The sequence below is a fragment of the Azospirillum canadense genome (genome assembly GCF_025961225.1).
In the GTDB taxonomy this organism is placed as follows: domain Bacteria; phylum Pseudomonadota; class Alphaproteobacteria; order Azospirillales; family Azospirillaceae; genus Azospirillum; species Azospirillum canadense.
Genome location: NZ_JAOQNG010000001.1, coordinates 691,592 through 715,865, shown reverse-complemented (window position 1 = coordinate 715,865; position 24,274 = coordinate 691,592). Strand labels below are relative to the sequence as shown.

At 68.7% G+C, this 24,274-nt stretch carries 26 protein-coding genes; 11 read left to right on the top strand and 15 right to left on the bottom strand.

Features of this window, described 5'->3' with window-relative positions; translation table 11 throughout:
* Positions 1–153 precede the first annotated feature (153 nt).
* From M2351_RS03400 to minC, 4 genes are all read right to left on the bottom strand, one after another.
* Positions 154–1,518 (bottom strand): CRTAC1 family protein, encoded by a 1,365-nt coding sequence (locus M2351_RS03400; protein ID WP_264654744.1) that lies wholly within the window; start codon positions 1,516–1,518, stop codon positions 154–156.
* A gap of 270 nt (positions 1,519–1,788) precedes the next feature.
* Complete coding sequence (minE, locus tag M2351_RS45470) at positions 1,789–2,187, bottom strand: cell division topological specificity factor MinE (RefSeq protein ID WP_264654743.1); 399 nt, start codon at positions 2,185–2,187, stop codon at positions 1,789–1,791.
* Positions 2,184–2,999 (bottom strand): septum site-determining protein MinD, encoded by an 816-nt coding sequence (gene minD / locus M2351_RS03390; protein ID WP_209768077.1) that lies wholly within the window; start codon positions 2,997–2,999, stop codon positions 2,184–2,186. The genes minE and minD overlap by 4 nt, the downstream gene beginning before the upstream one ends.
* 79 nt (positions 3,000–3,078) lie before the next feature.
* Entirely contained in the window at positions 3,079–3,852 is a 774-nt protein-coding gene (gene minC / locus M2351_RS03385) for a septum site-determining protein MinC (protein WP_264654742.1), read from the bottom strand.
* Positions 3,853–4,757: 905 nt separating this feature from the next.
* On the opposite strand from minC, the gene M2351_RS03380 reads away from it, so the two are divergent.
* From M2351_RS03380 to M2351_RS03330, 11 genes are all read left to right on the top strand, one after another.
* Entirely contained in the window at positions 4,758–5,495 is a 738-nt protein-coding gene (locus M2351_RS03380; RefSeq protein ID WP_264654741.1) for a PhoH family protein, read from the top strand.
* A 263-nt stretch (positions 5,496–5,758) separates the two neighbouring features.
* On the top strand, positions 5,759–7,918 hold the full coding sequence (locus M2351_RS03375) for a bacteriohemerythrin (RefSeq protein WP_264654740.1): 2,160 nt from the start codon (positions 5,759–5,761) through the stop codon (positions 7,916–7,918).
* A gap of 7 nt (positions 7,919–7,925) precedes the next feature.
* The gene (locus M2351_RS03370) at positions 7,926–8,192 is read left to right on the top strand and encodes a hypothetical protein (protein ID WP_264654739.1); all 267 of its coding nucleotides are present in this window, start codon (positions 7,926–7,928) and stop codon (positions 8,190–8,192) included.
* Between the two features lie 56 nt (positions 8,193–8,248).
* Positions 8,249–8,851, top strand: coding sequence for an SCO family protein (locus M2351_RS03365; RefSeq protein WP_264654738.1), 603 nt, complete (start codon positions 8,249–8,251; stop codon positions 8,849–8,851).
* A gap of 177 nt (positions 8,852–9,028) precedes the next feature.
* Entirely contained in the window at positions 9,029–9,391 is a 363-nt protein-coding gene (locus M2351_RS03360) for an AtpZ/AtpI family protein (RefSeq protein ID WP_209768070.1), read from the top strand.
* 12 nt (positions 9,392–9,403) lie between these two features.
* Complete coding sequence (locus M2351_RS03355) at positions 9,404–10,147, top strand: F0F1 ATP synthase subunit A (RefSeq protein ID WP_209768068.1); 744 nt, start codon at positions 9,404–9,406, stop codon at positions 10,145–10,147.
* Between the two features lie 72 nt (positions 10,148–10,219).
* Positions 10,220–10,444, top strand: a complete 225-nt coding sequence (locus M2351_RS03350; RefSeq protein WP_109120341.1) for an ATP synthase subunit C family protein — start codon at positions 10,220–10,222, stop codon at positions 10,442–10,444.
* A gap of 90 nt (positions 10,445–10,534) precedes the next feature.
* The gene (locus M2351_RS03345; RefSeq protein ID WP_264654737.1) at positions 10,535–11,182 is read left to right on the top strand and encodes a F0F1 ATP synthase subunit B family protein; all 648 of its coding nucleotides are present in this window, start codon (positions 10,535–10,537) and stop codon (positions 11,180–11,182) included.
* Entirely contained in the window at positions 11,182–11,664 is a 483-nt protein-coding gene (locus tag M2351_RS03340) for a F0F1 ATP synthase subunit B family protein (RefSeq protein WP_264654736.1), read from the top strand. Before M2351_RS03345 ends, M2351_RS03340 begins: the two co-directional genes overlap by 1 nt.
* 115 nt (positions 11,665–11,779) lie before the next feature.
* A complete protein-coding gene (locus tag M2351_RS03335) occupies positions 11,780–12,586 on the top strand; it encodes a DODA-type extradiol aromatic ring-opening family dioxygenase (protein ID WP_264654735.1) in 807 nt (268 codons plus the stop codon).
* Between the two features lie 198 nt (positions 12,587–12,784).
* Positions 12,785–14,875 carry a sensor histidine kinase gene (locus M2351_RS03330; protein WP_264654734.1) on the top strand — a complete coding sequence of 697 codons (2,091 nt, stop codon included), beginning with the start codon at positions 12,785–12,787 and terminating at the stop codon, positions 14,873–14,875.
* A 5-nt stretch (positions 14,876–14,880) separates the two neighbouring features.
* Here M2351_RS03330 and M2351_RS03325 read toward each other — a convergent pair whose 3' ends face one another.
* From M2351_RS03325 to M2351_RS03275, 11 genes are all read right to left on the bottom strand, one after another.
* On the bottom strand, positions 14,881–15,579 hold the full coding sequence (locus M2351_RS03325; RefSeq protein ID WP_264654733.1) for a class II aldolase/adducin family protein: 699 nt from the start codon (positions 15,577–15,579) through the stop codon (positions 14,881–14,883).
* Between the two features lie 59 nt (positions 15,580–15,638).
* Positions 15,639–16,655, bottom strand: coding sequence for a WD40 repeat domain-containing protein (locus M2351_RS03320; protein WP_264654732.1), 1,017 nt, complete (start codon positions 16,653–16,655; stop codon positions 15,639–15,641).
* A gap of 95 nt (positions 16,656–16,750) precedes the next feature.
* Entirely contained in the window at positions 16,751–17,131 is a 381-nt protein-coding gene (locus M2351_RS03315; RefSeq protein ID WP_264654731.1) for a hypothetical protein, read from the bottom strand.
* A gap of 11 nt (positions 17,132–17,142) precedes the next feature.
* Positions 17,143–18,198: a formate dehydrogenase subunit gamma gene (locus M2351_RS03310; protein ID WP_264654730.1), complete on the bottom strand. Its 1,056-nt coding sequence runs from the start codon at positions 18,196–18,198 to the stop codon at positions 17,143–17,145.
* 18 nt (positions 18,199–18,216) lie between these two features.
* Positions 18,217–18,405: a hypothetical protein gene (locus tag M2351_RS03305; RefSeq protein WP_264654729.1), complete on the bottom strand. Its 189-nt coding sequence runs from the start codon at positions 18,403–18,405 to the stop codon at positions 18,217–18,219.
* A gap of 2 nt (positions 18,406–18,407) precedes the next feature.
* Positions 18,408–19,004, bottom strand: coding sequence for a formate dehydrogenase FDH3 subunit beta (fdh3B, locus tag M2351_RS03300; RefSeq protein WP_264654728.1), 597 nt, complete (start codon positions 19,002–19,004; stop codon positions 18,408–18,410).
* Positions 19,005–19,025: 21 nt separating this feature from the next.
* A complete protein-coding gene (locus tag M2351_RS03295; RefSeq protein ID WP_264654727.1) occupies positions 19,026–21,914 on the bottom strand; it encodes a formate dehydrogenase subunit alpha in 2,889 nt (962 codons plus the stop codon).
* Positions 21,915–21,940: 26 nt separating this feature from the next.
* Positions 21,941–22,144: a formate dehydrogenase gene (locus M2351_RS03290; protein ID WP_264654726.1), complete on the bottom strand. Its 204-nt coding sequence runs from the start codon at positions 22,142–22,144 to the stop codon at positions 21,941–21,943.
* A 49-nt stretch (positions 22,145–22,193) separates the two neighbouring features.
* Positions 22,194–22,805, bottom strand: coding sequence for a TorD/DmsD family molecular chaperone (locus tag M2351_RS03285; RefSeq protein ID WP_264654725.1), 612 nt, complete (start codon positions 22,803–22,805; stop codon positions 22,194–22,196).
* A gap of 275 nt (positions 22,806–23,080) precedes the next feature.
* A complete protein-coding gene (locus tag M2351_RS03280) occupies positions 23,081–23,626 on the bottom strand; it encodes a DUF3306 domain-containing protein (RefSeq protein ID WP_264654724.1) in 546 nt (181 codons plus the stop codon).
* 153 nt (positions 23,627–23,779) lie between these two features.
* Positions 23,780–24,274 (bottom strand): DUF3305 domain-containing protein, encoded by a 495-nt coding sequence (locus M2351_RS03275; protein WP_264654723.1) that lies wholly within the window; start codon positions 24,272–24,274, stop codon positions 23,780–23,782.

Sequence of the window (24,274 nt, the reverse complement as noted above, 5' to 3'; positions counted from 1 at the left end):
TTCGGGTTGCGTTACAGGGCAGACATCTCCCTTGCCGCAAGTTCCCGGACAGGTCCCCGCGGGCACCCGCAAATTAAGGTCGGCCACCGTTTCAGAAAAGTTTAAATTTGTTGCTTTGCAGAAATATTCTGCGTCACGCTGTCCGTGCGACGCTCACTCCGGCGGGTATGGAACGGTCAGCACACGACCGGCCGGCGGGTTGTCGATGATGGCGATGGTGCCGTCCGGCCAGCGCACCTCGATCTGCTCCACCGCGTGCAGCGGACCCAGCCCGAAATGGGCGACCGGCTCCATCTGGCACAGGTAGCCCGACCCGCCGCAGATCGCCCGGCGCTGCCGGCGCCCCCCGGCCGTGCAGCTCACCACCGCCCCGCGCGCCGGCGCGCCATAGGGGGTCAGCGGCAGCACGCGGACCCAGCCGTTGCTGGTTGCCGCGGTGCGGTAGAGCGACAGCGGCTGGGCGGCACCGCCGCCATGGGCCACCAGCAGTTCCAGCCGCCCGTCCCCGTCGATGTCCGCCACCACCGCCCCGGTCCCGTTGCCCTTCGGCTCCAGCGCGTCGCCCAGCTCGATCGGCTGCCATTCGTCGTGGCGCCAGCCGAACAGGCGATTCGGCTCGCCATGCAGGTTGAAGAACAGCTCCTCATAGCCGTCGTTGTCGAAATCCGCGGCGATGACCGTGGACACGCGGCCGGGCATCGACATCTCGCCGGTGGCCTCGTCCACGAAGCCGCCGCCGGAGCGCTGGCGGAACAGACGTTGTGGCCCTTCCCAGGTGCCGACCAGCAGGTCGAAGGCCCCGCCGTCGGTGTCCAGCGTCGCCACCGCGCGCCCGGCGAAGCGGGAATCGGCGACGCCGCGCTCCTCCGCGATCTCCTCGAAGTTGCCGTCGCCCAGGTTGCGGAACAGGAAATTCGGCCCGCCCTCGTTGCAGGCGAACAGGTCCATGCGGTCGGACAGGAACGGCAGGCAGACCAGCCCGCGCCCGGCGGCGATCAGGTCGATGCCGGCGTCCTCCGCCGCGTCCTCCAGCCGGCCGCGCCGGCTCAGTTCGAACAGGCGGAAGGGCCCGCCGTCGGCGGCCACGACGAAGCCGTAGCGGCCGTGCCCGTGCCGGTCCATGGCAACCACCGACCGGCCGGCGACGCGGTTGGCCATGCCGGCGTTCTCCGGCTGGGCCAGAAGGTCGATCCAGTGCTTGCCGAAGCAGGCGAACAGCCGGTCGCCCATCTCCTTCGGCCCGCTGGCGCAGTCGGAGTTGAGGACGTACAACTCCTCCCGCCCGTCGCCGTCCACGTCGGCGGCGGTGATGGCGACCGTGCAGCCGGCGGCGTCGGCCAGCAGCGGGCTGGCGATGTCCACCAGCCGCCCGTCGTCCCACTTCAGGATCAGGTTGTTGGTGCCGTAGCCGGTGACCACCAGCTCGAACGCGCCGTCGCCGTCCACATCGGTGACGGCGATGCCGTTGGACAGGCGGGGCTGGTTGTCGACGATCAGACGCGAGCAATCGAGGAACATCGGCCGCCACTCCCCCTGCAACGCCGCCCCGGCGGGGCTCTGATTCGTTGATACCCCTTCGAACGACAGAGGTAAACCCGCACGGAGGTTCAAAGCGGGCGCGAGGGCCGGGCTATGGCCGGAAGTATAAGGCGAATTCGCCAATTGAATGCGGCGAGTGGTCGGATGCGCAGGTTGGGTGAAACCCAACACCGCCGACGAAACGGGGGATGTTGGGTTTCGCTCGCGCTCCACCCAACCTAAGGCCCCGTCACCGTGGAAACAGCGCCGTTACCGGCGCTTCTTGACGCCGCCGTTGGTGAGGGCGCCACCGCCAGCCGCCATCTTGACGGAATCGGACACCTCGTCGTCGTGGGCGGCGGCGCCGTTCGCCTTGCCGACCGCCGCCTTGGCGGCTTCCTTCAGGGCCTTGGCCGCCTCGCGCGCCGGGAGCTCGATGTTCAGCTCCAGGGTCGAGCAGTCGCCGCCGCGGTCCAGCTTCACCTCGACCTTGTTCTGGTCGATGTCGATGTACTTGGCGATGACGGCCAGAAGCTCCTGCTGCAGCATCGGCAGATAGTCCGGCCCGGTGCGCCCGGCGCGCTCGTGGGCCATGACGATCTGCAGCCGCTCCTTGGCCTGGACGGCCGATGGGCGCGGGGCGGACCGGAAGAAGCTGAAGATGCTCATGCGGTCCTCCGCAGCAGGCGGCTGAACAGGCCCTTCTTCGGGACGGACACGAAGCGATGCTCCAGATCCTCGCCCAGGAAGCGGCCGACCGCGTCGATGTAGGCCTGGCCGGCGTTGGAATGCTCGTCCAGGATGACCGGCATGCCGACGTTGGAGGCGCGCAGGACGGCTTGGCTTTCCGGGATCACGCCGAGCAGCGGGATCGCCAGGATCTCCAGCACATCGTCGACCTTCAGCATCTCGCCCCGCTCCACCCGCTCCGGGTCGTAGCGGGTCAGCAGCAGCTGCTGCGTGACCGGCTCCTCGCCCCGCTCGGCGCGGCGCGACTTGCTGTTCAGGACGCCCAGGATGCGATCGCTGTCGCGCACCGAGGACACCTCGGGGTTGGTCACGATGATCGCGTGGTCGGCGAAGTACAGCGACATCAGCGCGCCGCGCTCGATGCCCGCCGGGCTGTCGCACAGGATGTAGTCGAACTCCTTCGACAGCTCGTTCAGGACCTTCTCGACGCCCTCCTTGGTCAGGGCGTCCTTGTCGCGGGTCTGCGAGGTCGGGAGGATGTACAGGTTGTCGATGCGCTTGTCCTTGATCAGCGCCTGGTTCAGCTTCGCCTCGCCGTTAATGACGTTGATGAAGTCGAACACCACGCGCCGCTCGCAGCCCATGACCAGGTCAAGGTTGCGCAGGCCCACGTCGAAATCGATGACGACCGTCTTGAAGCCGCGCAAGGCGAGTCCGGTCGCGAAAGCGGCGGAGGAGGTCGTCTTGCCGACGCCGCCCTTGCCGGAAGTCATGACGATGATCTTGCCCAACGGAGCTTCTCCCACGTTCCTAAAAGTTGCCGCCAACAAACCCGGTTACAGAATTACGCACCTGACCGCGACCGGCCGGTCATAAGGGCTCCATGTGCAGATAGCCGTCGCGCAGGAAGATCTGCACCGGCTTCTTCAGCACGTCGTCGCCGAAATCCTCGGCAACGCGATACAGCCCGGCCACCGAGACGACCTCCGCCTCCAGGCTGTGGCAGAAGATGCGCGCGTTGGTGTCGCCGGACACGCCGGCCAGCGCCCGTCCGCGCAGCGCACCATAGACATGGATGTGGCCGTCGGCCACCACCTCCGCACCCGGCGAGACGGGGGAGGTGATGACCAGGTCGGTCTTCTCCGCGTAGATCTGCTGGCCGGACCGGACCGGCTCCGTCACCACCAGGGTCGGGCGGTAGATCGGCTCGGGCGGGGCGATCGGCTGCGCCGGCACCGATGAACCGCCGGTCGCCGAACCGCCGGCCTGGGGCTCGGCGCCGCGCGCGGCGGCCTCCATCTTGGCGGCGCGTCCCGCGGGCATCGGCGTCAGCCCGGACGCCAGCGCGCCTTCCTGCACGGGGCGCGGGCCGCCCTGGAAACCGACCGGCAGCAGGTAGAGCGCGCGCAGGTTGGTCACCAGTGCCGCCACGTCGAAGCGCGGCGTCTCCTCGGTCAGCTCCTCGAAGTCGAGCACGACCGGCGCGTTCCGGAAAAAGTTCGGCGCCTGACGCACCTTGACGGAAAGCTGCGGAAAGAACTCCGGCGACGCCGGGTCGATCACCTTCAGCACCATCATGGTGAAGGAATTGCCACGCAACTGGAACGGAACGTCCCGTTCGGCTCCCTGCCTGGCGCTGTTCACCGCTGCCATCCTGATTGTGTCCCGCCGAATCCGTCTCGTCCGCCGTCTGGCTCCCATCGGCACAGCGCCAGGGCGGAAGGTCACCCATCCGCGTTCTAGCGGCGCACACCCGGTCCGTTCAAGCACTTCCAGCCTGTGATGGAGTGACATCCGCCGGGCGCGGCTCGGACGCCGCTGATCGGCCGTCCGCCAAATCGCCGCGCCTATCCGAAAGAGCGCCCGGATGCCGTCCCAGATTGCGCCAATCTGTTGCGGCGGACACCCGACCCACCACAAAGTATGGTACCGGAAGAGGTAAGCACCGGCAAAGGGTTTCGTTGGCCTATGCCCTTTCGCCTCGGACGTAGCGAAACACCGCACGGCACGCGTTCCGACTGTTTCGGGGCCGGCGGCTCGATCTTTTTGACGCGCGCACCGCCCGGCATCCGCTCTCTGCGACCACGCGTCGCGCCGCCGCAGCGCGAAAGGGTTCCCGTCGCCCGCGGGGCACCCCTTTCCGACGCATCGCGTACTGTCGGATACCCCTTTCGGGGCATCGGTGCCACCTGCGACTCTTCCACAACATCTTGTGTGAATCTTTTGCGACCCCCGCAATTTTTCCTGACGTCAAGCGTTACAACGGGTAAGGTTGACGCTGCGAGGTTCACCCATTGGCGAAGAGGTCTGCTTGCACCTTCCTTCGTTCATCCGCGTCCGATCACCCTCGGCACCCGCACCGCGCACACCCGCGCCGGGGTCCGGCGGCTCGACGCCGCACCTCGCACCGGCAAGCCTGCTCCCGGCACATCTCCAGGCACATCCGTCGTCCTGCGACGTTTCGAACCTCCCGCTTGCGGGGGGTTTTTTTGTGCCTCGTTCCTGTGCCCCGGGAGTGCCGCCCACCAACGTGACGTGAGGAGAGCGACATGGCCAAGCGCCAGAGCAAAGGCAGCGCTGTCACGACGACCGAGTCGAAGGTCCACCCGCTGTTCCCGGCCACCGGCTGGGATCCGCTGGGCGGGATGGAACGTCGCGACCAGAGCTATCTCCGCAAGGTCAAGCCCCAGAGCCCCAACCAGAAGCGGCTGATGGAGGCGATCTCAGATCACAATCTGGTGGTGGCGTTGGGTCCGGCCGGCACCGGCAAGACTTATCTGGCGATCTCCTCGGCGGTGGAGGCGCTGGAGGGCGGCAAGGTCGACCGCATCGTGCTCTCCCGCCCGGCGGTGGAGGCCGGCGAAAGCCTGGGCTACCTACCGGGCGACCTGCAGGAGAAGATGGCCCCCTTCCTGCGCCCGCTCTACGACGCGCTCAGCGAGCGGCTGGGCGCCAAGCGCCTGCGCACGCTGATGGCGGAGGGCACGATCGAGATCGCCCCCGTCGGCTTCATGCGCGGTCGCACGCTGAACAACGCCTTCGTGGTGATCGACGAGGCGCAGAACTGCACCTACGCTCAGATCAAGATGCTGCTGACCCGGCTCGGGTGGCATTCCACGATGGTGCTGACCGGCGACCCGGACCAGTCCGACCTGCTCGACAACCTGTCGGGGCTGTCCGACATCGCGCGTCGGCTGGAGGCGGTGGAGGGCATCGCGGTGGTCCGCCTGGGCGACACGGACATCGTGCGGCACCCGCTGGTCGCCAGCATGCTGACCGTGCTGTAGCCACACGGTTCATACCGGCGGCGGGAGGCTTCGGCCTCCCGTTCCGCCTCTTCTGCGACCCCTGCACCGCAGTTTCGCATCAGGCGGCCCCACCTGCGGCAATTTGCACCGTTGGTTGATGCGCCTTGACGACGACGTCCCTACGCGCGAGTCTGTGACAAAAAATTAACCGATCGGCGGAACGGACGATCTCTGTTCCGGACCGGTGCGCACGCGCCGGCAGACATACGCATCGGAAGAATTCGCGACCGGAGGAGCGCAGGGTGTTCGAGCGAATCAGCATCAGGGCGAAGATTTCCGTCATTCTGGGGGCGGCGGCCGTCGGCCTCGCCTTGATCGCGGCCGCCAGCCTGTTCAGCCTGCGCGCCGAAATGATGAAGGACCGACAGGACAAGACGCGCAGCGTCGTGGAGGTCGCCCACGGGGTGCTGGCCCATTTCGAGGCGCTGGAGCGCTCAGGCTCGCTCACCCGCGAGGCCGCCCAGGCCGCAGCGAAGGAGGCACTGCGCCGGCTGCGCTACGCCGGGGAGGAGTATTTCTTCATCACCGACCTGACCCCGCGCATGATCATGCACCCGATCAAGCCGGAGATGGAGGGGCAGGACCTGGCGCGGGCCTCCGATCCCAACGGCAAGCTTCTGTTCATGGAGTTCGCCCGCACCGCCAAGACCGCCGGGGCCGGCTTCGTCGATTACCTGTGGCCAAAGCCCGGATCGGCCGAACCAGTGCCGAAGATCTCCTACGTGCGCGGGTTCGAGCCCTGGGGCTGGCTGATCGGGTCCGGCATCTACGTGGACGACGTCGGCGCCGCCTTCCGCGAAGCCGGGCTGGCGCTGGGCGGGCTGGGGCTGCTGATCGCGCTCGGCGCCGGCACGGTCGGGCTGCTGGTCAGCCGCGCCATCGTGTGCCCGCTACGCGTCATGACCGGCGTGATGCGCGGCCTCGCCGACGGGGACACCGCCGCCGCGGTGCCCGGCACGGGACGCGGCGACGAGATCGGCGTCATGGCGCGCACCGTCGAGGTGTTCCGGCAGAACCAGATCGAGCTGCGCCGCCATTGGGCGCGCCAGCAGGTGGAGCACCGGGTGACCGAGCAGCGCGCCCGCGCGCTGGAGCGGCTGACGGAACGGTTCGACGCCACCGTGACCGCCATGGTCGACACCGTCGGGCAGGCCGTGCGGTCGCTGGAGGGCACCGCCCGGTCGCTGTCCAGCACCGCCGACCGCAACATGCGCGAGGCGGCGTCCGTCGCCGGCGCGTCGCAGCAGGCCTCGGTAAACGTGCAGACCGTCGCCTCGGCGGCGGAACAGCTGAGCAGCGCCATCGCGGAGATCGGCACCCAGGTCAACGCCTCCTCCCGCATCTCCAACGAGGCGGTGGCCGCGTCGCAGGCGGCGAGCGCGCGAATCGACGGGCTCGGCCAGGCGGCGCAGAAGATCAACGAGGTCGCCGACCTGATCACCAGCATCGCCAGCCAGACCAACCTGCTGGCGCTGAACGCCACCATCGAGGCGGCGCGCGCCGGCGAGATGGGCAAGGGCTTCGCCGTGGTCGCCGGCGAGGTGAAGTCGCTGGCCGGCCAGACCGCCCGCGCGACGGAGGAGATCACCGAACAAATCGCCGAGGTGCAGCAGGCCTCGCAGCAGGCGATTTTCACGATACGGGAAATCGCCAGCATCATCGCGCGCAGCGACGAGATCGGCACCTCCATCGCCGCGGCGGTGCAGCAGCAGGGGGCCGCGACCGGCGAGATCGCCCGCAGCGCCGGCGAAGCGGCGCTCGGCACCCAGCAAGTCTCCAGCAGCATCACCGAAGTATCCGCCTCGGCGCTGGAAACGGAAAAGGCCGCCAACGGACTGCTGGACTCGGCGGAATGCCTCGCCCGGCAGGCGGAGTCGCTGCGCGGGCTGGTCGACGCGTTCCTGGTCAACGTCGCCGCCATCAACACGGTGGAGTTGGACACGCTGTTCGCCCCGGCCGGGGAGGACGTCTTCATGCCCTGGTCGGACCAGCTGTCGGTCGGGCAGGAGGACATCGACAACGACCACATGATCCTGGTCGCCCTGATCAACCGGGCGGCGGCGCGCATCCGCAACGGCGAGGTGCCGCACGCCGTCGGCGTCGCCATCGACCAGCTCATCGCCTACACCGTCCTGCATTTCGAGCAGGAGGAGGCGGTCATGCAGCGCTCCGGCTACCCGGAGTTCACCCACCACAAGGCCCAGCACGACGCCCTGCGCAAGCGCGTGGGCGAGTTGAAGCGGCGCTTCGAGGCCGGCGAGTCGTCGGTCGGCGACGACCTGCTGACGCTCTGCCGCGACTGGCTGTTCGAGCACATCCAGCGCTTCGACAAGCGCATCGGCAACCATCTCGCCGGGCAACCGGCCGGGCATTCCGCCGATCCGCAGCGCCGGGCGGCGTGATGCGTCCGTGCTCGTCAGCGGCTTCCTGGCGGACCTCGTGGGCGAGTTGATCGTCCGGCTCGTCGGCTGGCTGGTGGGCCGGGGCCTCTGCGAACTCGTCGTTCGGAAGCCGCGCCTGTCCTGGCTGCTCCTTGGCGTCCTGCCAGGGGCCATCGCGGCCCTGGCGATCTATCTGGCGACCGGTGAGTTGTCCCTGACCGCGGTCCTCGTCATCGCGCTGGCGGCCGCCCCGGTGGCCGTCGCCCTGCGCTGGGCGGCCCGGCAACTCTGGTGACCACCAGCGCACTTCCCCCTTGACCTCGGCCATGCGCGGCCCCATTCCAGGCGATCATGAAAGCCCGCATCCTCCGCATCGCCGCTGCCTCCGCCGTGGGGCTCCTGATCGCCGCCGGTATTGCCTGGTGGCAGGTCGACAACGCCGGGACCACCGTGCAGAGCAGCGTGCCGATCGGCGGGCCCTTCACGCTGACCGACCAGGACGGCAAGGCGGTCACCGACGCCGACTACCGGGGCAAATACCTGCTGGTCTATTTCGGCTATACCTACTGCCCGGACGTCTGCCCGACGGAGCTGGGCGCCATGGCCCGCGCGGTCGACCTGCTGGGCGCCCAGGGGGAGAAGGTGCAGCCCCTGTTCATCTCCGTGGACCCGGAGCGCGACACGGTGGCGCATCTGAAGGAGTACGTCCCACTCTTCCACCCCCGCCTCGTCGGGCTGACCGGTACGCCGGAGCAGGTGAAGGCGGTGGCGAAGGAGTATCGCGTTTATTATGCGAAGGCGCCGCAGAAGGACGCCAAGCCCGACGAATACTTGATGGACCATTCCAGCTTTATTTACCTGATGGCGCCCGACGGACGCTTCCTGGGGGTCTATCCGGCGGGCACGACGGCCGACCGGCTGGCCCAGGATCTGGGCACGCGGATCGCCGGTTGACCCCGAGCGCGAGCGAAACCGCGCACCGGTTCGCGGTAATACCAGGGCAAAAGCGCGGTTTTGTTTTCTTTTCAAGCACTTGTCTTGTGGGTTTTGCGACTTGACAGGGTTGAGCCCTGTCCGTATGGTCTCGCCGCTTTCGCGTGGCGGCGAGCCAACGGGGGACCACGAAGCGACATGAGCGACGAGAAGCCCCCACCTTCTCTGGAAGAGCTTGAAGCCCGGTTGAAGAAGGCGCGTGAAGGGCAGGAAACCAGCGGCGGACCCGGCAAATACCACCGGATCCCGCAGTCTCCGCTCGGCATCGCCTTTCGCATCGGGACCGAGCTGGTTGCTGCCATGATCGTCGGCGTCGGCGGTGGGCTTCTGCTCGACCGCTGGCTCGGAACGGCGCCCTGGGGACTGATCGTCATGTTCTTCCTGGGGGCTGCGGCCGGAATTCTGAATGTCTACCGGGCCATCACCGGGCTCGGGTTCGCCCCCGGCTACGGCCGGACCCGTGAGGATGACAACGAGCGCCCCAACGGCGACGCACACTGAGCGAGGACGACCTTGGATCCGCTGCACCAGTTCCAGATCAACCCGATCCTCCAGATCGTGATCGCCGGGTATGACGTGTCCTTCACGAACTCGGCGCTGTTCATGGTCGTGGCGGTCGCGCTGATCTACGCGCTGCTCGTCTTCGGCATGTCTGGCCGCGCCCTGGTCCCGGGCCGCCTCCAGTCGGCCGCCGAGATGTTCTACGAGTTCGTCGCGAACATGGTTCGGGACAACGCGGGCCACGACGCCCGCCCCTACTTCCCGTTCGTTTTCGCGATCTTCATGTTCGTGCTGTTCGGCAACCTGGTCGGCATGATCCCGTTCACCTTCACCTTCACCAGCCACATCATCGTGACCTTCACGCTGGCGGCGACGGTGTTCGTGTTCGTGACCGTGCTGGCGCTGATGAAGCACGGCCTGCACTTCTTCAGCTTCTTCATGCCGCACGGTGCGCCGATCGCGCTCGCCCCGATCCTGATCCCGATCGAGGTGATCTCCTACCTGATGCGCCCGGTCAGCCTGTCGATCCGACTGTTTGCCAACATGATGGCCGGTCACACGATGCTGAAGGTGTTCGCGGGCTTCACGATCCTGATGATCAGCGGCCTCGGCGCCCTCGGCCTCTTCGTCGGGCTGGTTCCGATCGCGATCAACGTCGCGCTGACCGGCTTCGAGTTCCTGGTCGCGTTCCTGCAAGCCTACGTCTTCTCGATCCTGACCTGCCTGTACATCCGCGACGCGCTGGAACTGCACTAAGCACCGGCTCTGACACGGACGTTCCCTTCACCCTTTTCCCGCAGTTCACCCTTACCTAGAGGAATGAGTACCATGGAAGCTGAAGCCGCCAAGTTCGTCGGTGCCGGTCTGGCCGTTATCGCCCTCGCCGGCGTCGGCATGGGTATCGGCAACATCTTCTCGACCCTGATCGGTTCGATCGCCCGCAACCCGGCCGTCCAGCCGAAGGTCTTCCCGATCGGCATTCTGGGCTTCGCGCTGACGGAAGCCGTCGCGCTGTTCGCCCTGCTGATCGCCTTCCTGATCCTGTTCGCCTAAGGCCTGAGCGGACTTCACACTTTCGCTCTGTGACGCGGCGCCGGGCTCTCGAAGTTTCGGCGCCGCACTCTTGCCTAGGGGGACCGATCCATGCCGAACCTGTTGGCCAAGCGACGGCTGGTCCGCTGGTCGGGTGCTGCGGGCGCCTCGCTCGCCACTCTGACCGTGCTTGCCGGCAACGTCCTGGCGGCGACGGCGGAGCACGCTCCGGACGCCGCTGCCCATGGCGGCGAGCATGCCGGCGGCCTGCCGCAGCTCAATCCCGCCACCTTCCCCACCCAGATCTTCTGGCTGGCGCTGACCTTCATCACCCTCTACTACCTTCTGTCCAAGAAGGCGCTGCCGCGCGTGGCGGAAGTTCTGGAGGAGCGCCAGGAGCGCATCTCGCGCGACCTCAGCAAGGCCGCCTCGCTCAAGGAGGAGGCCGAGGCCGTCATGGCCCAGGTCGACAAGTCCCTCGCCGGGGCCCGCTCCGAGGCCCAGGCCCTGATCGCCCAGGTCGCGGCCGAGATCGACGCCAACAACCAGGCCCGTCAGGCCAAGCTGAACGCCGACATCGCCGACCGTCTGCGCACCGCCGAGGCGAACATCGCCGCGGCCAAGGAGCAGGCGCTGGCCAACGTCCGTTCGGTCGCCGCCGACGTCGCCCGTGACGTCGCCGGCCGCGTCGCCGGTGTGGACATCGACACGGCCCAGGCCGAGGCGGCCGTTGCCGCCGTGATCGAGGAGCGCCGGTAATGTGGAAAGCCCCTGAATTCTGGGTTTTCGTCGCCTTCGTCGTCTTCGTCGTGCTGGTGTGGAAGAAGGCGGCCGGCGCGATCACCGGCCTGCTCGACGCCCGCGCCGAGAAGATCCGGGCGGAGTTGGACGAAGCCCAGCGCCTGCGTGAGGACGCGCAGGCCCTGCTCGCCACCTACCAGCGCCGCCAGCGCGACGCCCTTCAGGAGTCCGAGGCCATCATCGCCCACGCCCGGGAGGAGGCCGACCGCCTCCGCAACCAGGCCGGCGCCGACCTCGAATCCTCGCTGAAGCGCCGCGAGGCGCAGGCCATGGACCGCATCGCCCAGGCGGAAGCCGCCGCCCTGGCCGAGGTCCGCAACCTGACCGTCGACGTCGCCATGTCGGCCAGCCGCCGCATCCTGGAAACCGGCATCCAGCCGGCCCAGGCGGACAAGTTGATCGAGCAGTCGATCGCCGAGCTGCCGAAGCACCTGCACTGAGCAGCCCTGCCCAGGCATCGTTGCTTCCTGAGCAACGGAGTTTCGAAAAACCCCGGCCTTGGCGCCGGGGTTTTTCTTTGCTGAAATGGCGGCCTGCCTTCCGCGGAGCCCCGCCATGACCGCCCTGCCCTTTCCAAGCGTCTTCGTCTCCCACGGCGCCCCGACCCTGATCATCGAGGACTCGCCGGGCCGCGACTTCCTGGCCGGGCTGGGCAAGACGCTTGGCAAGCCCAGCGCGGTGATCGCGGTGTCCGCCCACTGGACCACGCGGATCCCAGCGATCAGCGGTGCGGCGCGGCCGGAGACGGTGCACGACTTCTATGGCTTCCCGCGCTCGCTCTACGCCATGCGCTATCCGGCCCCCGGCGCGACCGCGCTGGCCGACCGGGTGCGCGACCTGACCGGGGCGGTGGTCGACCCGGACCAGGGGCTCGACCACGGCGCCTGGGTGCCGCTGATGCTGATGTACCCGGAGGCTGACATCCCGGTCGCCCAACTCTCCGTGCAGCCGGGGCGGAGCGCTCCCGACCATCTGGCGCTCGGCCGCGCGCTGGCTCCGCTGCGGCGCGACGGCGTGCTGGTGCTGGGCAGCGGCGGCGCGGTCCACAACCTCGGCGACTTCCGCTTCGGCCAGGAGGGCGCCGCCGCCTGGGCGACCCGCTTCGCCGGCTGGCTGGACGGGGCGCTGATGGCCGGCGATGCCGACTCGGTTGCCGACTGGAAGGCCCGCTGCCCGGAGGCGCGCGTCGCCCACCCCACCGACGAGCATTTCCTGCCGCTTCCCGTTGCACTCGGCGCCGCCGGCCCGGCGGTGCGCACGGAGCGGCTGCACGCGGGCTTCGAGCACGGCAGCATCGGCATGCACGCCTACGCGTTCCACGGAGCCGACGACAGCATTAACGGCGGCATTAACGAAGATTGAATCGCTGCGGACCGTTTGCACTTGTCTGTTTGCGGCCCCGCCGCGCCAAGCTACAATCCGCGCCGTCCGCGCCGCGACCCGTAAGGGGTCGCGGCCGGGTCGTGTCAACGCCGGGCCCTGAACGGTCCGCATCCCTACGGCCGGATCCGTGCCCCAGCAGATTCAACCTCCAGTCCGGCAGCGCTTGCGGGTGATGGCGTGACCCAGGCCGACACCGCAGCCCAGATCGATTCCCCGCGCCTCGCCTCTGGCAATGCCGACTCCGGCGATGCCCCGGCTGCGCGCCCCACCCCCCTCGCCCGTTTGCGCGACCTGCCGGTCGGCACGCGGGTCGGGCTCGGCTTCGGGGTGGCCTTCGCCCTGGTCGTGGTGCTGGCGCTGGTCGGCGTGGCGTCGCTCTACGGCGTGTCGCGCTCGGTCAGCGGCTTCTCCGTCTACGCCGACGCGTCCCAGGCCGCGGCCGACCTCGACATCGGGCTGCGCGACCTGGAGGTCGCCGTGCGCGATCATCTGGCCGATGGCGACGGGCAGAGCCTGCAGGACGCCCGCCTGCGCCGCGACGGGGTGCAGGACAAGATCACCACCCTGGCCGGCCTGGTCGGCAGCCCGGCCGACCGCAAGGCGGTCGACGAGGCGCGGCGGGCGCTGGACGCCTACTGGGCCGGCTTCGAGCGGCTGGTCGCGTTGCGCGCCGACCGCGCCCGCGTCCTCGACGACGTGCTGGAACCGCAGGTCGCGCTGATCCGCCAGGGCCTCGCCCGGCTGAAGGACGCCGGCGGAGTCGACTCGGCGGCGCTCGCCAGCGACGCGACCGTCTCCGTCCTGCTGATGCAGGACCACCTCTCCCGCTTTGTCGACCGGCGCGACGACCGCGACGCGTTGCGCATGCGCGTCGAGTTGAGCGCCGCGCGCAACCGGCTGGCGGAGATGAATCGTTACCTGTGGGTCCCCGGCACCCGCCAGACCATCGACGAGGTGGAGGCGACCCTGGCCGGCGTCGGTGGTGCCCTCGACCGCATCGAAAAGGCCCTGGGCGAGGAGGACACGCTGCGGGCCGACACGCTGGCGCCCAACGCCGCCGCCCTCGCCGCCCAGGCCGCGGAGGTGCGCCAGCGCAACGACGCCGGCGCGGCGGGCCTGCGCGGCGGGCTCACCACCGAGGCGTGGCGCACCGTGAAGATCGCCGCCTGGGTCGGCCTGTTCGTGCTCGCCGCCGGGGCGCTTGTGGTCTGGTTCATCGCGCGCAGCGTCGGCCGGCCGGTCGGCGCCCTCACCGACGCCGTGACCGCGCTGGCCGCCGGCCGGACCGACGTCGCGCTCCCCGCCGCAATGGGCCCTACGACTGGCCGGGACGAGATCGCCGCCATGGCCCGCGCGGTGGAGACCTTGCGCGCCAACACGGTGGAGATGGAGCGCCTGAAGAGCGAGGCCGCGGAAATGCACGGCCAAGCCCTGCGCGGGAAGGAGCGTGCCGAGGCCGCCAGCCAAGCCAAGACCAACGCGCTGGTCAACGTCGGCCACGAGTTGCACGGGCCGCTCAGCGACATCGTCACCGCCAGCCAGTCTCTGATGGGCGAGCTGCACCGGCTGGGCGCCGGCGAGCTGGCCAACGACGTCGAGCAGATCCAGTGGACCGGCGAGCAGCTGGTGACGCTGGTGGACGCCATCCTCGACTACGCGAAGATCGAGGCGGGCACCATGGACGTGGTCCTGCAGGACTTCGACGTGAACCGCCTGCTGGTGGAGGTGCGCGAGCGGCTGATGCCGGCCGCCGACCTGCACGGCAACGATGTGGTCCTGCGGGCGGCCCCGGCGCTGGGCCAGATGTATTCGGACTTCACCAAGGTCCGCCAAGCCCTGCTCAACCTGCTCGACAACGCCTGCAAGTTCACCCAGGGCGGCACCGTCACCCTGTCGGCCGAACGGTTCGAGCGCGACGGCGCCCAGTGGCTGCGCTACAGCGTCGCCGACACCGGCGCTGGCTTCCCGACCGCCCAGACCGGCCGCCTGTTCCAGCCCTTCGTCCAGGGCGGCTCAGCCGGAGGTGCGGGCAAGCGCCGGGGCTCCGGGCTCGGCCTCACGCTGGTCGGGCACTACGCCGCGATGCTCGGCGGCGACATCGAGGTGGCGAGCGAGCCCGGCCAGGGCACGCGCATCACCCTGGCGCTGCCCGCCTATTACCAGCCCAGCGACGAAGAACGCCCGCTCCAGGTTGGTACGGACAACGCCACCAAGCGTCCGCTGCTGATCATCGGCACCCTGCGGCCGATGGCACGGATCGCGCCGTAACCCCGTCAGGCGTGCCGCGGCCTCGCCGTGTCCTCCGGAGCGGCGTCCGGCTCCGGCGACTGCCCGTACTTCATGAGGCGCATTTTCTCGGCGACGCGCGCGATCTCGTCCGGCGGCAGGATGACCGGCTCGCCCAGCTGGTGGGCGTAGAGGTACTGGCGGGCCAGAGTCTCCACCTCCACGGCCAGCGCCAGCGCCGCCTTCACCGTCTTGCCCAGCACGATCATGCCGTGGTTGGCGAGCAGGCAGGCCAGCCGCCCCTCCAGCGCCGCGACCGCGTTGTCCGACAGCTCCTGCGTGCCGAAGGTGGCGTAGGGGGCGCAGCGGATCGAATCGCCGCCGACCAGCGCCACCATGTAGTGGAAGCTCGGAATGCCGCGCCCGTGCACGGCCAGCGCCGTGGCGAAGGTGGAATGGGCGTGCAGCACGACGTCGACGCCCGGACGCGCCTTCAGGATGTCCCGGTGGAAGCGCCATTCCGACGAGGGCCGCCGGGCGCCGAGGTAGGTGCCGTCGAAGCCCATCTCCACCACGTCGGCCGGTTCCATCTCATCATAGGGCAGGCTGCTGGGCGTGATCAGGAAGCCGCCCTCCACCCGCACCGACAGGTTGCCGGACGCCCCTTGGTTGATCCCCGTCTGGTTCATGGCGAGGCAGGTCGCGATGATCGATTGGCGCTGCGGGAAATGGGGAAGGCTGGTCATCGCGGCGTGGTCTCCGGGTGGATGCTCCGTGAAACCGGGCCACGGGCAGGCCGGCGCTGTCAAGGATTGCCAAGCCCACGCGTTGTCTCCGCCGTCACATCCCAGCGGCGCACCACCCCGTCGTAACCCGCCGACAGGGCACTGCGCCCGTCCGGCGTGAAGGCCACCGCCCAGACCGGCTTCTCATGCCCACGGAAGACGGCGAGCGGACGGCCGCTCGCGACGTCCCACAGGCGGACGCGGTGGTCCCCTCCCCCGCCGGACAGCAACGTCCGCCCGTCCGGCGCGAAAGCGACGGAGGTCACGAACCCGCTGTGCCCGTAGAGCGTGCGCAGCAGCTTGCCGGCGTCGAGGTCCCACAGCCGCACCGTCTCGTCGCTGGACGCCGTGGCGGCGAGACGACCGTCGGGCGCGACCGCCACCGCGTTCACGCTGCCCTCGTGCCCTTCCAGCACCGACGGCTCCCCCCAGGTCGCCGTGTCCCAGACCCGCAGCGTGAAATCATAGCCGGCGGACAGCAGCCTCCGCCCGTCCGGCGTGAAGGCGACCGCGTTGACGTTGCCGCTGTGGCCCTCCAGCTTGTGCAGCTCCGCCCCGGTCTCCACGTCCCAGACGCGGATGGCCGGTTCCCAGCCGGCCGATGCGAACATCCGCCCGCCCGGCGCCACGGCCAGCCCGGCCACATTGGCACTGTGCCCCTCGAAGCTGCGCAGGACGCGGCCGCTCTCCAGGTCCCACAGCTTGATCGCGGCATCGCGGCTGCCGGTCAGGCCGCGCTTGCCGTCGGGCAGGAAGGCAACCGCGGTCACGCCGGCCGTGTGCTCCTGGAGCGTGGCGAGCGGCTTGCCGGAGGCGAGGTCCCAGAGGATGGCGGAATAGTCCCAGCTGCCGGTCAGGGCGCGCGTGCCGTCCGGAGACACCGCGACGCAATTGACCATCGCGCCATGCCCGACCAGATCGGCCGCCTGGAGCGGCACGCCGAAGAATACGGAGACGACAAAAACTGCAGCTGCCGACGCTCCGACGCTGCATGAGAAGCGCATCAGCGACATCAACGCCCGGCTTCCCGTTCCCATCGCCTAAGCTCCCCCGACCAAACCGGCGGCCTAATCGCCGCCGGCCGGAGGGTAACAAAGCTCAGCGCCCAGTGTGCCCTAACGCCCAGCGTGCCTTACCGCCAGGTGTGTCCGCGGGCGACGGCGGGGTTCAGGCTGGTCCGGTTGGGCTCGAAGGTGCCGCCCTGCGGCAGCACGTAGCCCGACGCCAGATGGCGGAAGGGCGGCAGCGGGATGCCGGTTGCGGCGTCCACGGTCAGGGTGTTGACCATATAGGCCGCGTTTCCGGCCGTCCCCGGCATCATCGCGGCGACCCGGTAGGCGGGGGCGCCGTCTTCCGGCGCCAACTCGGTCACGCGCAGCACCTGCACGTTGTAGGTCTTCTCGACGATCTGCTTGATCTCGTCGGGGGACTTGGCGGCGACAGGGGTGGTCTGGGCCAGGGCCGGAGCGGCGAGCGCCCCGGCCATCAGCAGTCCGGCGATCAGCGAACGCATCGGTGTGGTCCTCACTCGGCGGGGGCGTGGTGGCGACCGTGATGGCGCGGGCGCTCGCCCGTCACCTCTTCCACCCACAGGGAGTGGTGCTCCCGCGCCCACTGAAGCTCCACCTCGCCGCTGCCCATGGCGTCGAAGGCGCCTTCCATGCCGACCGAGCCGATGTAGATGTGCGCGATGATCACCGCAATCAGCACCACCGCGATCCCAGCGTGGGCCAGCTGGAACAGCTGCATGTCCGCCATCGACGCGAAGCTGAAGGGGAACAGCAGCTGGATACCGGTGAAGCCCAGCGCGGCGCCGCCCAGCACCGTCGCCCAGAAGATCACCTTCTGGCCGGCGTTGAATTTCTTCGCCGGCGGGTGAACGCCCTTGCTGAACAGGCCCCCGGCCTTCAGCGCCCACTCGATGTCGCCGCGGTTCGGGATGTTGTGCTTCACCCACATCAGGAAGACCAGCGTCACGCCCAGGATGAAGGCGAAGCCCAGGTAGTTGTGGGCCAGCTTGCCATAGGCGGTCATGGCGGCGAAGACGTCCGGCCCCAGCAGCGGCAGGATGGTGTGCCGGCCGTACAGGACGTTCAGCCCGGTGAAGGCCAGGATGACGAAGCTGCCGGCGGTCAGCCAGTGCACGCCGCGCTCGAAGGCGTTGAAGCGGCGGATGGTGCGGCCGGTCTTCCGGCCGTCGATGCGGATGCGCCCGCGGACCAGGAAGAACAGCGCCAGCAGGGCCAGCATGCCGCCCAGCACCCAGCCGCCGTAGGTCATCAACGGGCCGTTGCGGAAGGAGCGCCACGCCTCCCCTTCCGACTGGATCAGCACGCCGGCGCTCTTGTTCGGGATGGAGACCAGCCCCTGCTCGCCCGACCGCACGCCGCGCCACATCTCGGCCTTGTTTCCGCCGGCCATGCCGCCCGCCGGGTCGGCCAGCGTCGGGTAGCCCGCCTCCCCCGCCGCGGAGGCCGGGGACACGTTGGCGAACACCAGCGTCAGCGCCAGCATGGCGACGCCCAGCAGGACGACGCGCAGCGGGGACTGGAACCAGCCCTTCGGATTGCCTGACTTCATCGCGTCAGCCCTCCCCCGTCAGAAGCGCTGGCCGGCCGAGCGCTGCAGAAGCGCGTCGACCTGTTCCGGCGCCAGCCGCGTGTCGGCGGCCCCCTTGTAGACGCCCTTGTCCAGATGGACGGCGCGCCCCTGCTCCTCGTCGTTGCACCCGGCGAGCAGAGCCGCGCCGAGCGCAACGGTCAGCAGAATGGCCATACGGCGGGCCATAATCAGGACCCCGCCTTGGTCTGGTAGGCGGTGCCCCAGCCCCAGGCGCCGGAGCCATAGCCACGGGCGACGACGCGCTCGCGGTAGATGTCCGACACCTTGTCGGCGTCGCCGGCCAGCAGCGCCTTGGTCGAGCACATCTCGGCGCAGAGCGGCAGCTTGCCCTCGGCCAAGCGGTTGCGGCCGTACTTCTTGTACTCGGCTTCCGAGTTGTCGGGCTCGGGACCGCCGGAGCAGAAGGTGCACTTGTCCATCTTGCCGCGGCTGCCGAAGTTGCTGGCCTGCGGGTACTGCGGCGCGCCGAACGGGCAGGCGTAGAAGCAGTAGCCGCAGCCGATGCACAGGTCCTTGTTGTGCAGGACCACGCCTTCGGCGGTCTGGTAGAAGCAGTCGACCGGGCAGACGGCCTTGCAGGGCGCGTCGGAGCAATGCATGCAGGCGACGGAGATCGACCGCTCGCCCGGCTTGCCGTCGTTCAGCGTGACGACGCGCCGGCGGTTGATGCCCCAGGGCACCTCGTGCTCGTTCTTGCAGGCGGTGACGCAGGCGTTGCACTCGATACAGCGGTCCGCGTCGCACAGGAATTTCATGCGGGCCATGGTGATGAACTCCTAGCGTCTTTAGGCCGCCGTGATCCGGCAGAGGGTGGTCTTGGTTTCCTGCATCTGCGTGACCGAGTCGTAGCCGTAGGTCGTCACGGTGTTCGCGGCCTCGCCCAGCACGATCGGGTCTGCGCCCTGCGGGTACTTGGACCGCAGGTCCTCGCCCTGGAATTGGCCGCCGAAGTGGAAGGGCATGAAGGCGACACCACGCCCGACGCGCTCCGTCACCATGGCCTTCACCTTGACCTTGCCCTTTTCCGGCCCCTCGACCCAGACCATCTGGCCGTCCTTGACGCCGGCGTTGTTGGCGTCGGCTGGGTTGATCTCCACGAACATGTCCTGCTGCAGCTCGGCCAGCCACGGGTTCGACCGGGTCTCGTCGCCGCCGCCCTCATACTCGACCAGACGGCCGGAGGTGAGGATGATCGGATACTCCTTCGACACGTCGCGGTCCTGGATCGACTTGTACAGCGTCGGCATGCGCCAGGACTTGGTGTCCTTGTAGGTCGGGTAGCTGGCGACCAGGTCGCGCCGCGGCGTGTAGAGCGGCTCGCGGTGCACCGGCACCGGATCCGGGAAGTTCCAGGCGACGCAGCGCGCCTTGGCGTTGCCGCAGGGGTTCAGCCCGTGCTTGATCGCCACGCGCTGGATGCCGCCGGACAGGTCGGTGGTCCAGGAGACGGCGCCGATCTTCTCGCCGCCGATCTTGCGGATCACGGCCATCTCCGCCTCGGTGAAGTCGCCGGCGTAGCCCAGCTTCTCCAGCATGGCGTAGGTGACCTCCGGATAGCCGTCCTTGATCTCGGAGCCCACGGGGTAGGCGCCCTCGGCCAGCAGGTTGGCGCCCTTGTACTCCACGCCGAAGCGGGCGCGGAAGGCGCCGCCGCCCTCGGCGACCGGCAGGGAGTTGTCGTACAGGTTGGCGGTGCCCGGGTGCTTCATCTCCGGCGTGCCCCAGCAGGGCCACGGCAGGCCGTAGAAGTCGCCGTCGCACGGGCCGCCCACGGCGCGCAGCGTGGTCTTGTCGAAGGTGCCCTGGTGCTGCATGTGCAGCTTCAGCCGCTCCGGCGACTGGCCGGTGTAGCCGACCGCCCACATGCCGCGGTTCCATTCCCGCGTGATGTCCTCGATGTCCGGCTCGTTGCCCTTCACCTTGATGTTCTTGAACATCGGCTCGGCGAAACCGAACTTCTTCGCGAACAGGTACATGATCTCATGGTCCGTCTTCGCCTCGAAGAGCGGCTCCATGATCTTCTCGCACCACTGGACCGAACGGTTTGACGCGGTGCGCGAGCCGACGGTCTCGAACTGGGTGGCGGCGGGCAGCAGGTAGAAGTTGTCCCTCCGGTCCGGCAGGACGGCGGTCATGGTCGGGAACGGGTCGATGACGACCAGCAGTTCCAGCTTCTCCATAGCCTTCTTCATGTCCGGCAGACGGACCTGGCTGTTCGGCGCGTGGCCCCAGAAGACCATGCCCTTGATGGTGTCGGGCTGGTCGATGTTCTCCTTGGCTTCCAGGACGCCGTCGAACCAGCGGGACACCGGGATGCCGGTGGCCTCCATCAGCTTCTTGTCCTTGAAGCGCGGCAGAAGCTCGTCATAGGGCACGTCCCAGACGCGCGCCCAGTGGCGCCACGCACCCTCCGCCAGGCCGTAGTAGCCGGGCAGCGAGTCCGAGGTGACGCCGAAGTCCGTGGCGCCCTGCACGTTGTCGTGGCCGCGGAAGATGTTGGTGCCGCCGCCCGACACGCCGACGTTGCCCAGCGCCAGCTGCAGGATGCAGTAGGCGCGGGTGTTGTTGTTGCCGATGTGGTGCTGCGTGCCGCCCATGCACCAGACCAGCGTGCCCGGACGGTTGGAGGCCAGCGTGCGGGCCACGCGCTTCAGCTGCGCGCCCGGAACGCCGGTGACCTTTTCGACCTCCTCCGGCGTCCACTTGGCGACCTCGGCGCGGATGTCGTCCATGCCGTAGACGCGCTTGGCGATGAACTCCTTGTCCTCCCAGCCGTTCTCGAAGACGTGCCAGAGGATGCCCCAGATCAGCGCCACGTCGGTGCCGGGCCGGAAGCGGATGTACTCGTCGGCCTTGGCGGCGGTGCGGGTGAAGCGCGGGTCGGCGACGATCAGCGGGGCGTTGTTCTGCTCCTTCGCCTTCAGGACGTGGAGCATGGAGACGGGGTGCGCCTCCGCGGCGTTGGAGCCGATGAAGAACAGCGCGCGCGACTTCTGGATGTCGTTGTAGCTGTTCGTCATGGCGCCGTAGCCCCAGACGTTCGCGACACCGGCGACCGTGGTGGAGTGGCAGATGCGCGCCTGATGGTCGACGTTGTTCGTGCCCCAGAAGGCGGCGAACTTGCGGATCAGGTAGGCCTGCTCGTTCGAATGCTTGGCCGAGCCCAGCCAGAACACCGAATCCGGGCCGGACTTTTCGCGGATCGACAGCAGCCTGTCGCCGACCTCCTGGATCGCTTGGTCCCAGGTGATGCGGGTCCACTTGCCGTCGACCATCTTCATCGGGTAGCGCAGGCGGCGGTCGCCGTGGGCGTGCTCGCGCACCGCCGCACCCTTGGCGCAATGGGCGCCCAGGTTGATCGGGCTGTCGAAGCTCGGCTCCTGGCCGATCCACACGCCGTTCTGCACCTCGGCGGTCACCGTGCAACCGACGGAGCAGTGGGTGCAGACGTTCTTGACCAGCTTCACCGGCACGCCGGCCGCGGGCGTAGCGGTCACCGCCTCGGCCTTCTTCACCATGCCCAACGGCAGGGAAGCGGCGATGGCGGCGCCACCAGCGGCGATTCCGGAGGCGCGAAGGAACGAACGCCGATCCACGGTGTTACCGGTCAGCCCGGAAACCATCTTCGCGAGCGAGCGGCCGCCAGCGGTTGCCGCCTTCTTCTTCGTCAACATGGGGACGGATCCTTCCTGAAAGCGGCTTAGAAGCGGCTCAACTCGTAGACCGTCCGCACATGGTCGGTCTCGCGGTAGCCCTGGGAGGTGCCCTCGGCGGCGGCCTGCGCCGGTTCGGCACCGGCCGAGACGCCAACGGCGGCGGCGCCCAGCGCACCGACGCCCATCCCGGCGGCGCGGAACAGGTCACGCCGCGCGAGAGTGCTCTTGTCCTTCTTGTCCGCCTTCATCGCTTCACCCTTTCCCCGCAACGTCCCAATCTCATTGTTTTGCATCCGCTTACGCCGCCATATCAAACGCCTGGCCCTCGACCTCCAGGAAGCGGCGGCCCAGCGTGCCGACCGCCTTGTAGAAGCTGACGGATGGCGTGGCCTCCAGGTCGGCGAAAAAACGCCCGGCCCAGGACGCGACATGGCGATCGAAAAATCGCCGCTGCTCGCCGAGGTCCGCGGGCTCACCGAAGGCGCCGGTGATCAGGCCCGCCATCATCTCGGCCAAGGCGGCCATGTGGTCTTCGGGTTCCTTCACGTCGTCGGCGCGGGCGATGCCCAGGCGCGCCATGTCGTCGCGCAGCTCGGCCAGCGGCTTCTCGTGCAGGAAACCCGTCAGGTAGTAAGAGGCGTAGGGCGACAGCACGCCGCCGCCGACGCCGATGAAGAGGACAAGGAACTCCTCCTCCACCGCGCGCGCGTCCGCGCCGCGCGCGGACTCGGCCAGCCGGGTGACGGCCTGCCCGAAGGGACCGGCATCGCCTTGCATGGACGCCAGCGCGGCCAGCAGGTCCGCACCCGGTGGCTGCGCCAACAGGCGCGCCAGCAGGGCATAGACCTGGGCCCGCTGCTCCTCCTCCGGCGGCAAGGCCGACGAATTCTGTTCACCGGTCGATGACACGGCGTTCCTTCCTCCCAACGCGACATACAGGGAGGCGCCAGCCCCCGACGCGTCGCGAACCCGGCGGCCATTTCGGCTCGCCACGATGGTTTCCAGACGTCAGAGGCCGGCGCCTGAGACGCCCTCGACCATCAAATTTTATTGCACCTGCGAAAAGCCGCGTGGAAACAGCGGCTTAACGGCTTGGTTCGAGCTATTTAAAAGCGGAACCGGGGCATTTGTCAACAAAGGCGGACATGCACTTGTCTGTGAGAGAAGACTAATGTGCCAAAGCGTTATGATGTTTTCGACACATCGCCGCCGTAATCGGCCGTTCCGCCAATGGTTGGCTGCTCACCCTTTACTTGCGGCGCAGCGGTCGATTCTTCGGTGCCGTCGGTCGCGGCGGCGTCCATTTCCGCCCGCTCTGCCGCCTCCTCCGCCGCGTCGAGGAAGCCCTTGCCAACGCGGTAGAGCGTCTTCACCGGGTTGGCCCCGGTGAACAGGCTGGCGTAGTCGTCGGCGTAATCCTTCAGCCCGTCGTCGTTCGCGAAGACGGGGTCCGAGGTCCACAGCTTGCGCAACGCCTGCCGGTGCAGATCCTCCGGCACCTCCGCGCGCAGGAAGGGCGTGTAGTCGGACTCGCGCGTCAGTTCCTCGACCGGCGGCAGGTCCTTCAGGGGATCGTCGGCATCGGCCGTTTCCGCGGGCTCCTCGGCGACGTCTTCCGGCACGGGCTCCGGAAGTTGCGCGGGCGGCTCCTCGGCCACCGGCTCCGCAATGGGCTCCGCCGATTGCCGCTTCAGGCGCGACCAGCGGGACAGGAAGGTTTCGTCGGTCATCTCTGTGCACCCAGGCGCTAAGCGTTGGGCCCCCACCCAACCCTCCCCCACCTTCGGCGAGGGAGGGAACTCCGCCGCGCAACCCTGAAAGCCCTCCCCCGCCAAAGGTGGGGGAGGGTTGGGTGGGGGTCCAGCGCAACCACTTCTCCAAACTCACTCCCCCTTCGGAAAGTGCCGCTTGCGCTCGCGCTTCACGAAGGGGACGTCCACATGGTGCTGCTCGGTGAAGTCGCGCAGCAGCGCGATGACCTCGTCCGGCATCGGCACCGTCTCGACGATCTCCGCCCCGCTCACCTGATAGCCCTCGCACTCGTGGGCCGAGGCCGTCACAACGAAGGGCACGACCGCGCCACTCTCCCCACCTTCATCTGCACGCAGCACGACCCAGAGGCGCGGCGGCTCCTGCGACAGGTTCAGCTTGTAGCCTTCGGTGTCCGTACGGAACAGCTCCAGCGGCAGGGTGGCGGCGTGGAACTGCGCCCAGCCCTCCCCCTCGCGGAGCAGGCGCCACGCGCCCTCCACGGGCGGGGCGCCGGGAATGACCGACACGGGATGCCACGCCCACTCCGCCCAGGGGCTGGCGCTCCGGCGGCGTTCCAGCACGATGCCCAGCGGCATCGTCTCGATTCGGTTCAGCGCGTCGCTCAT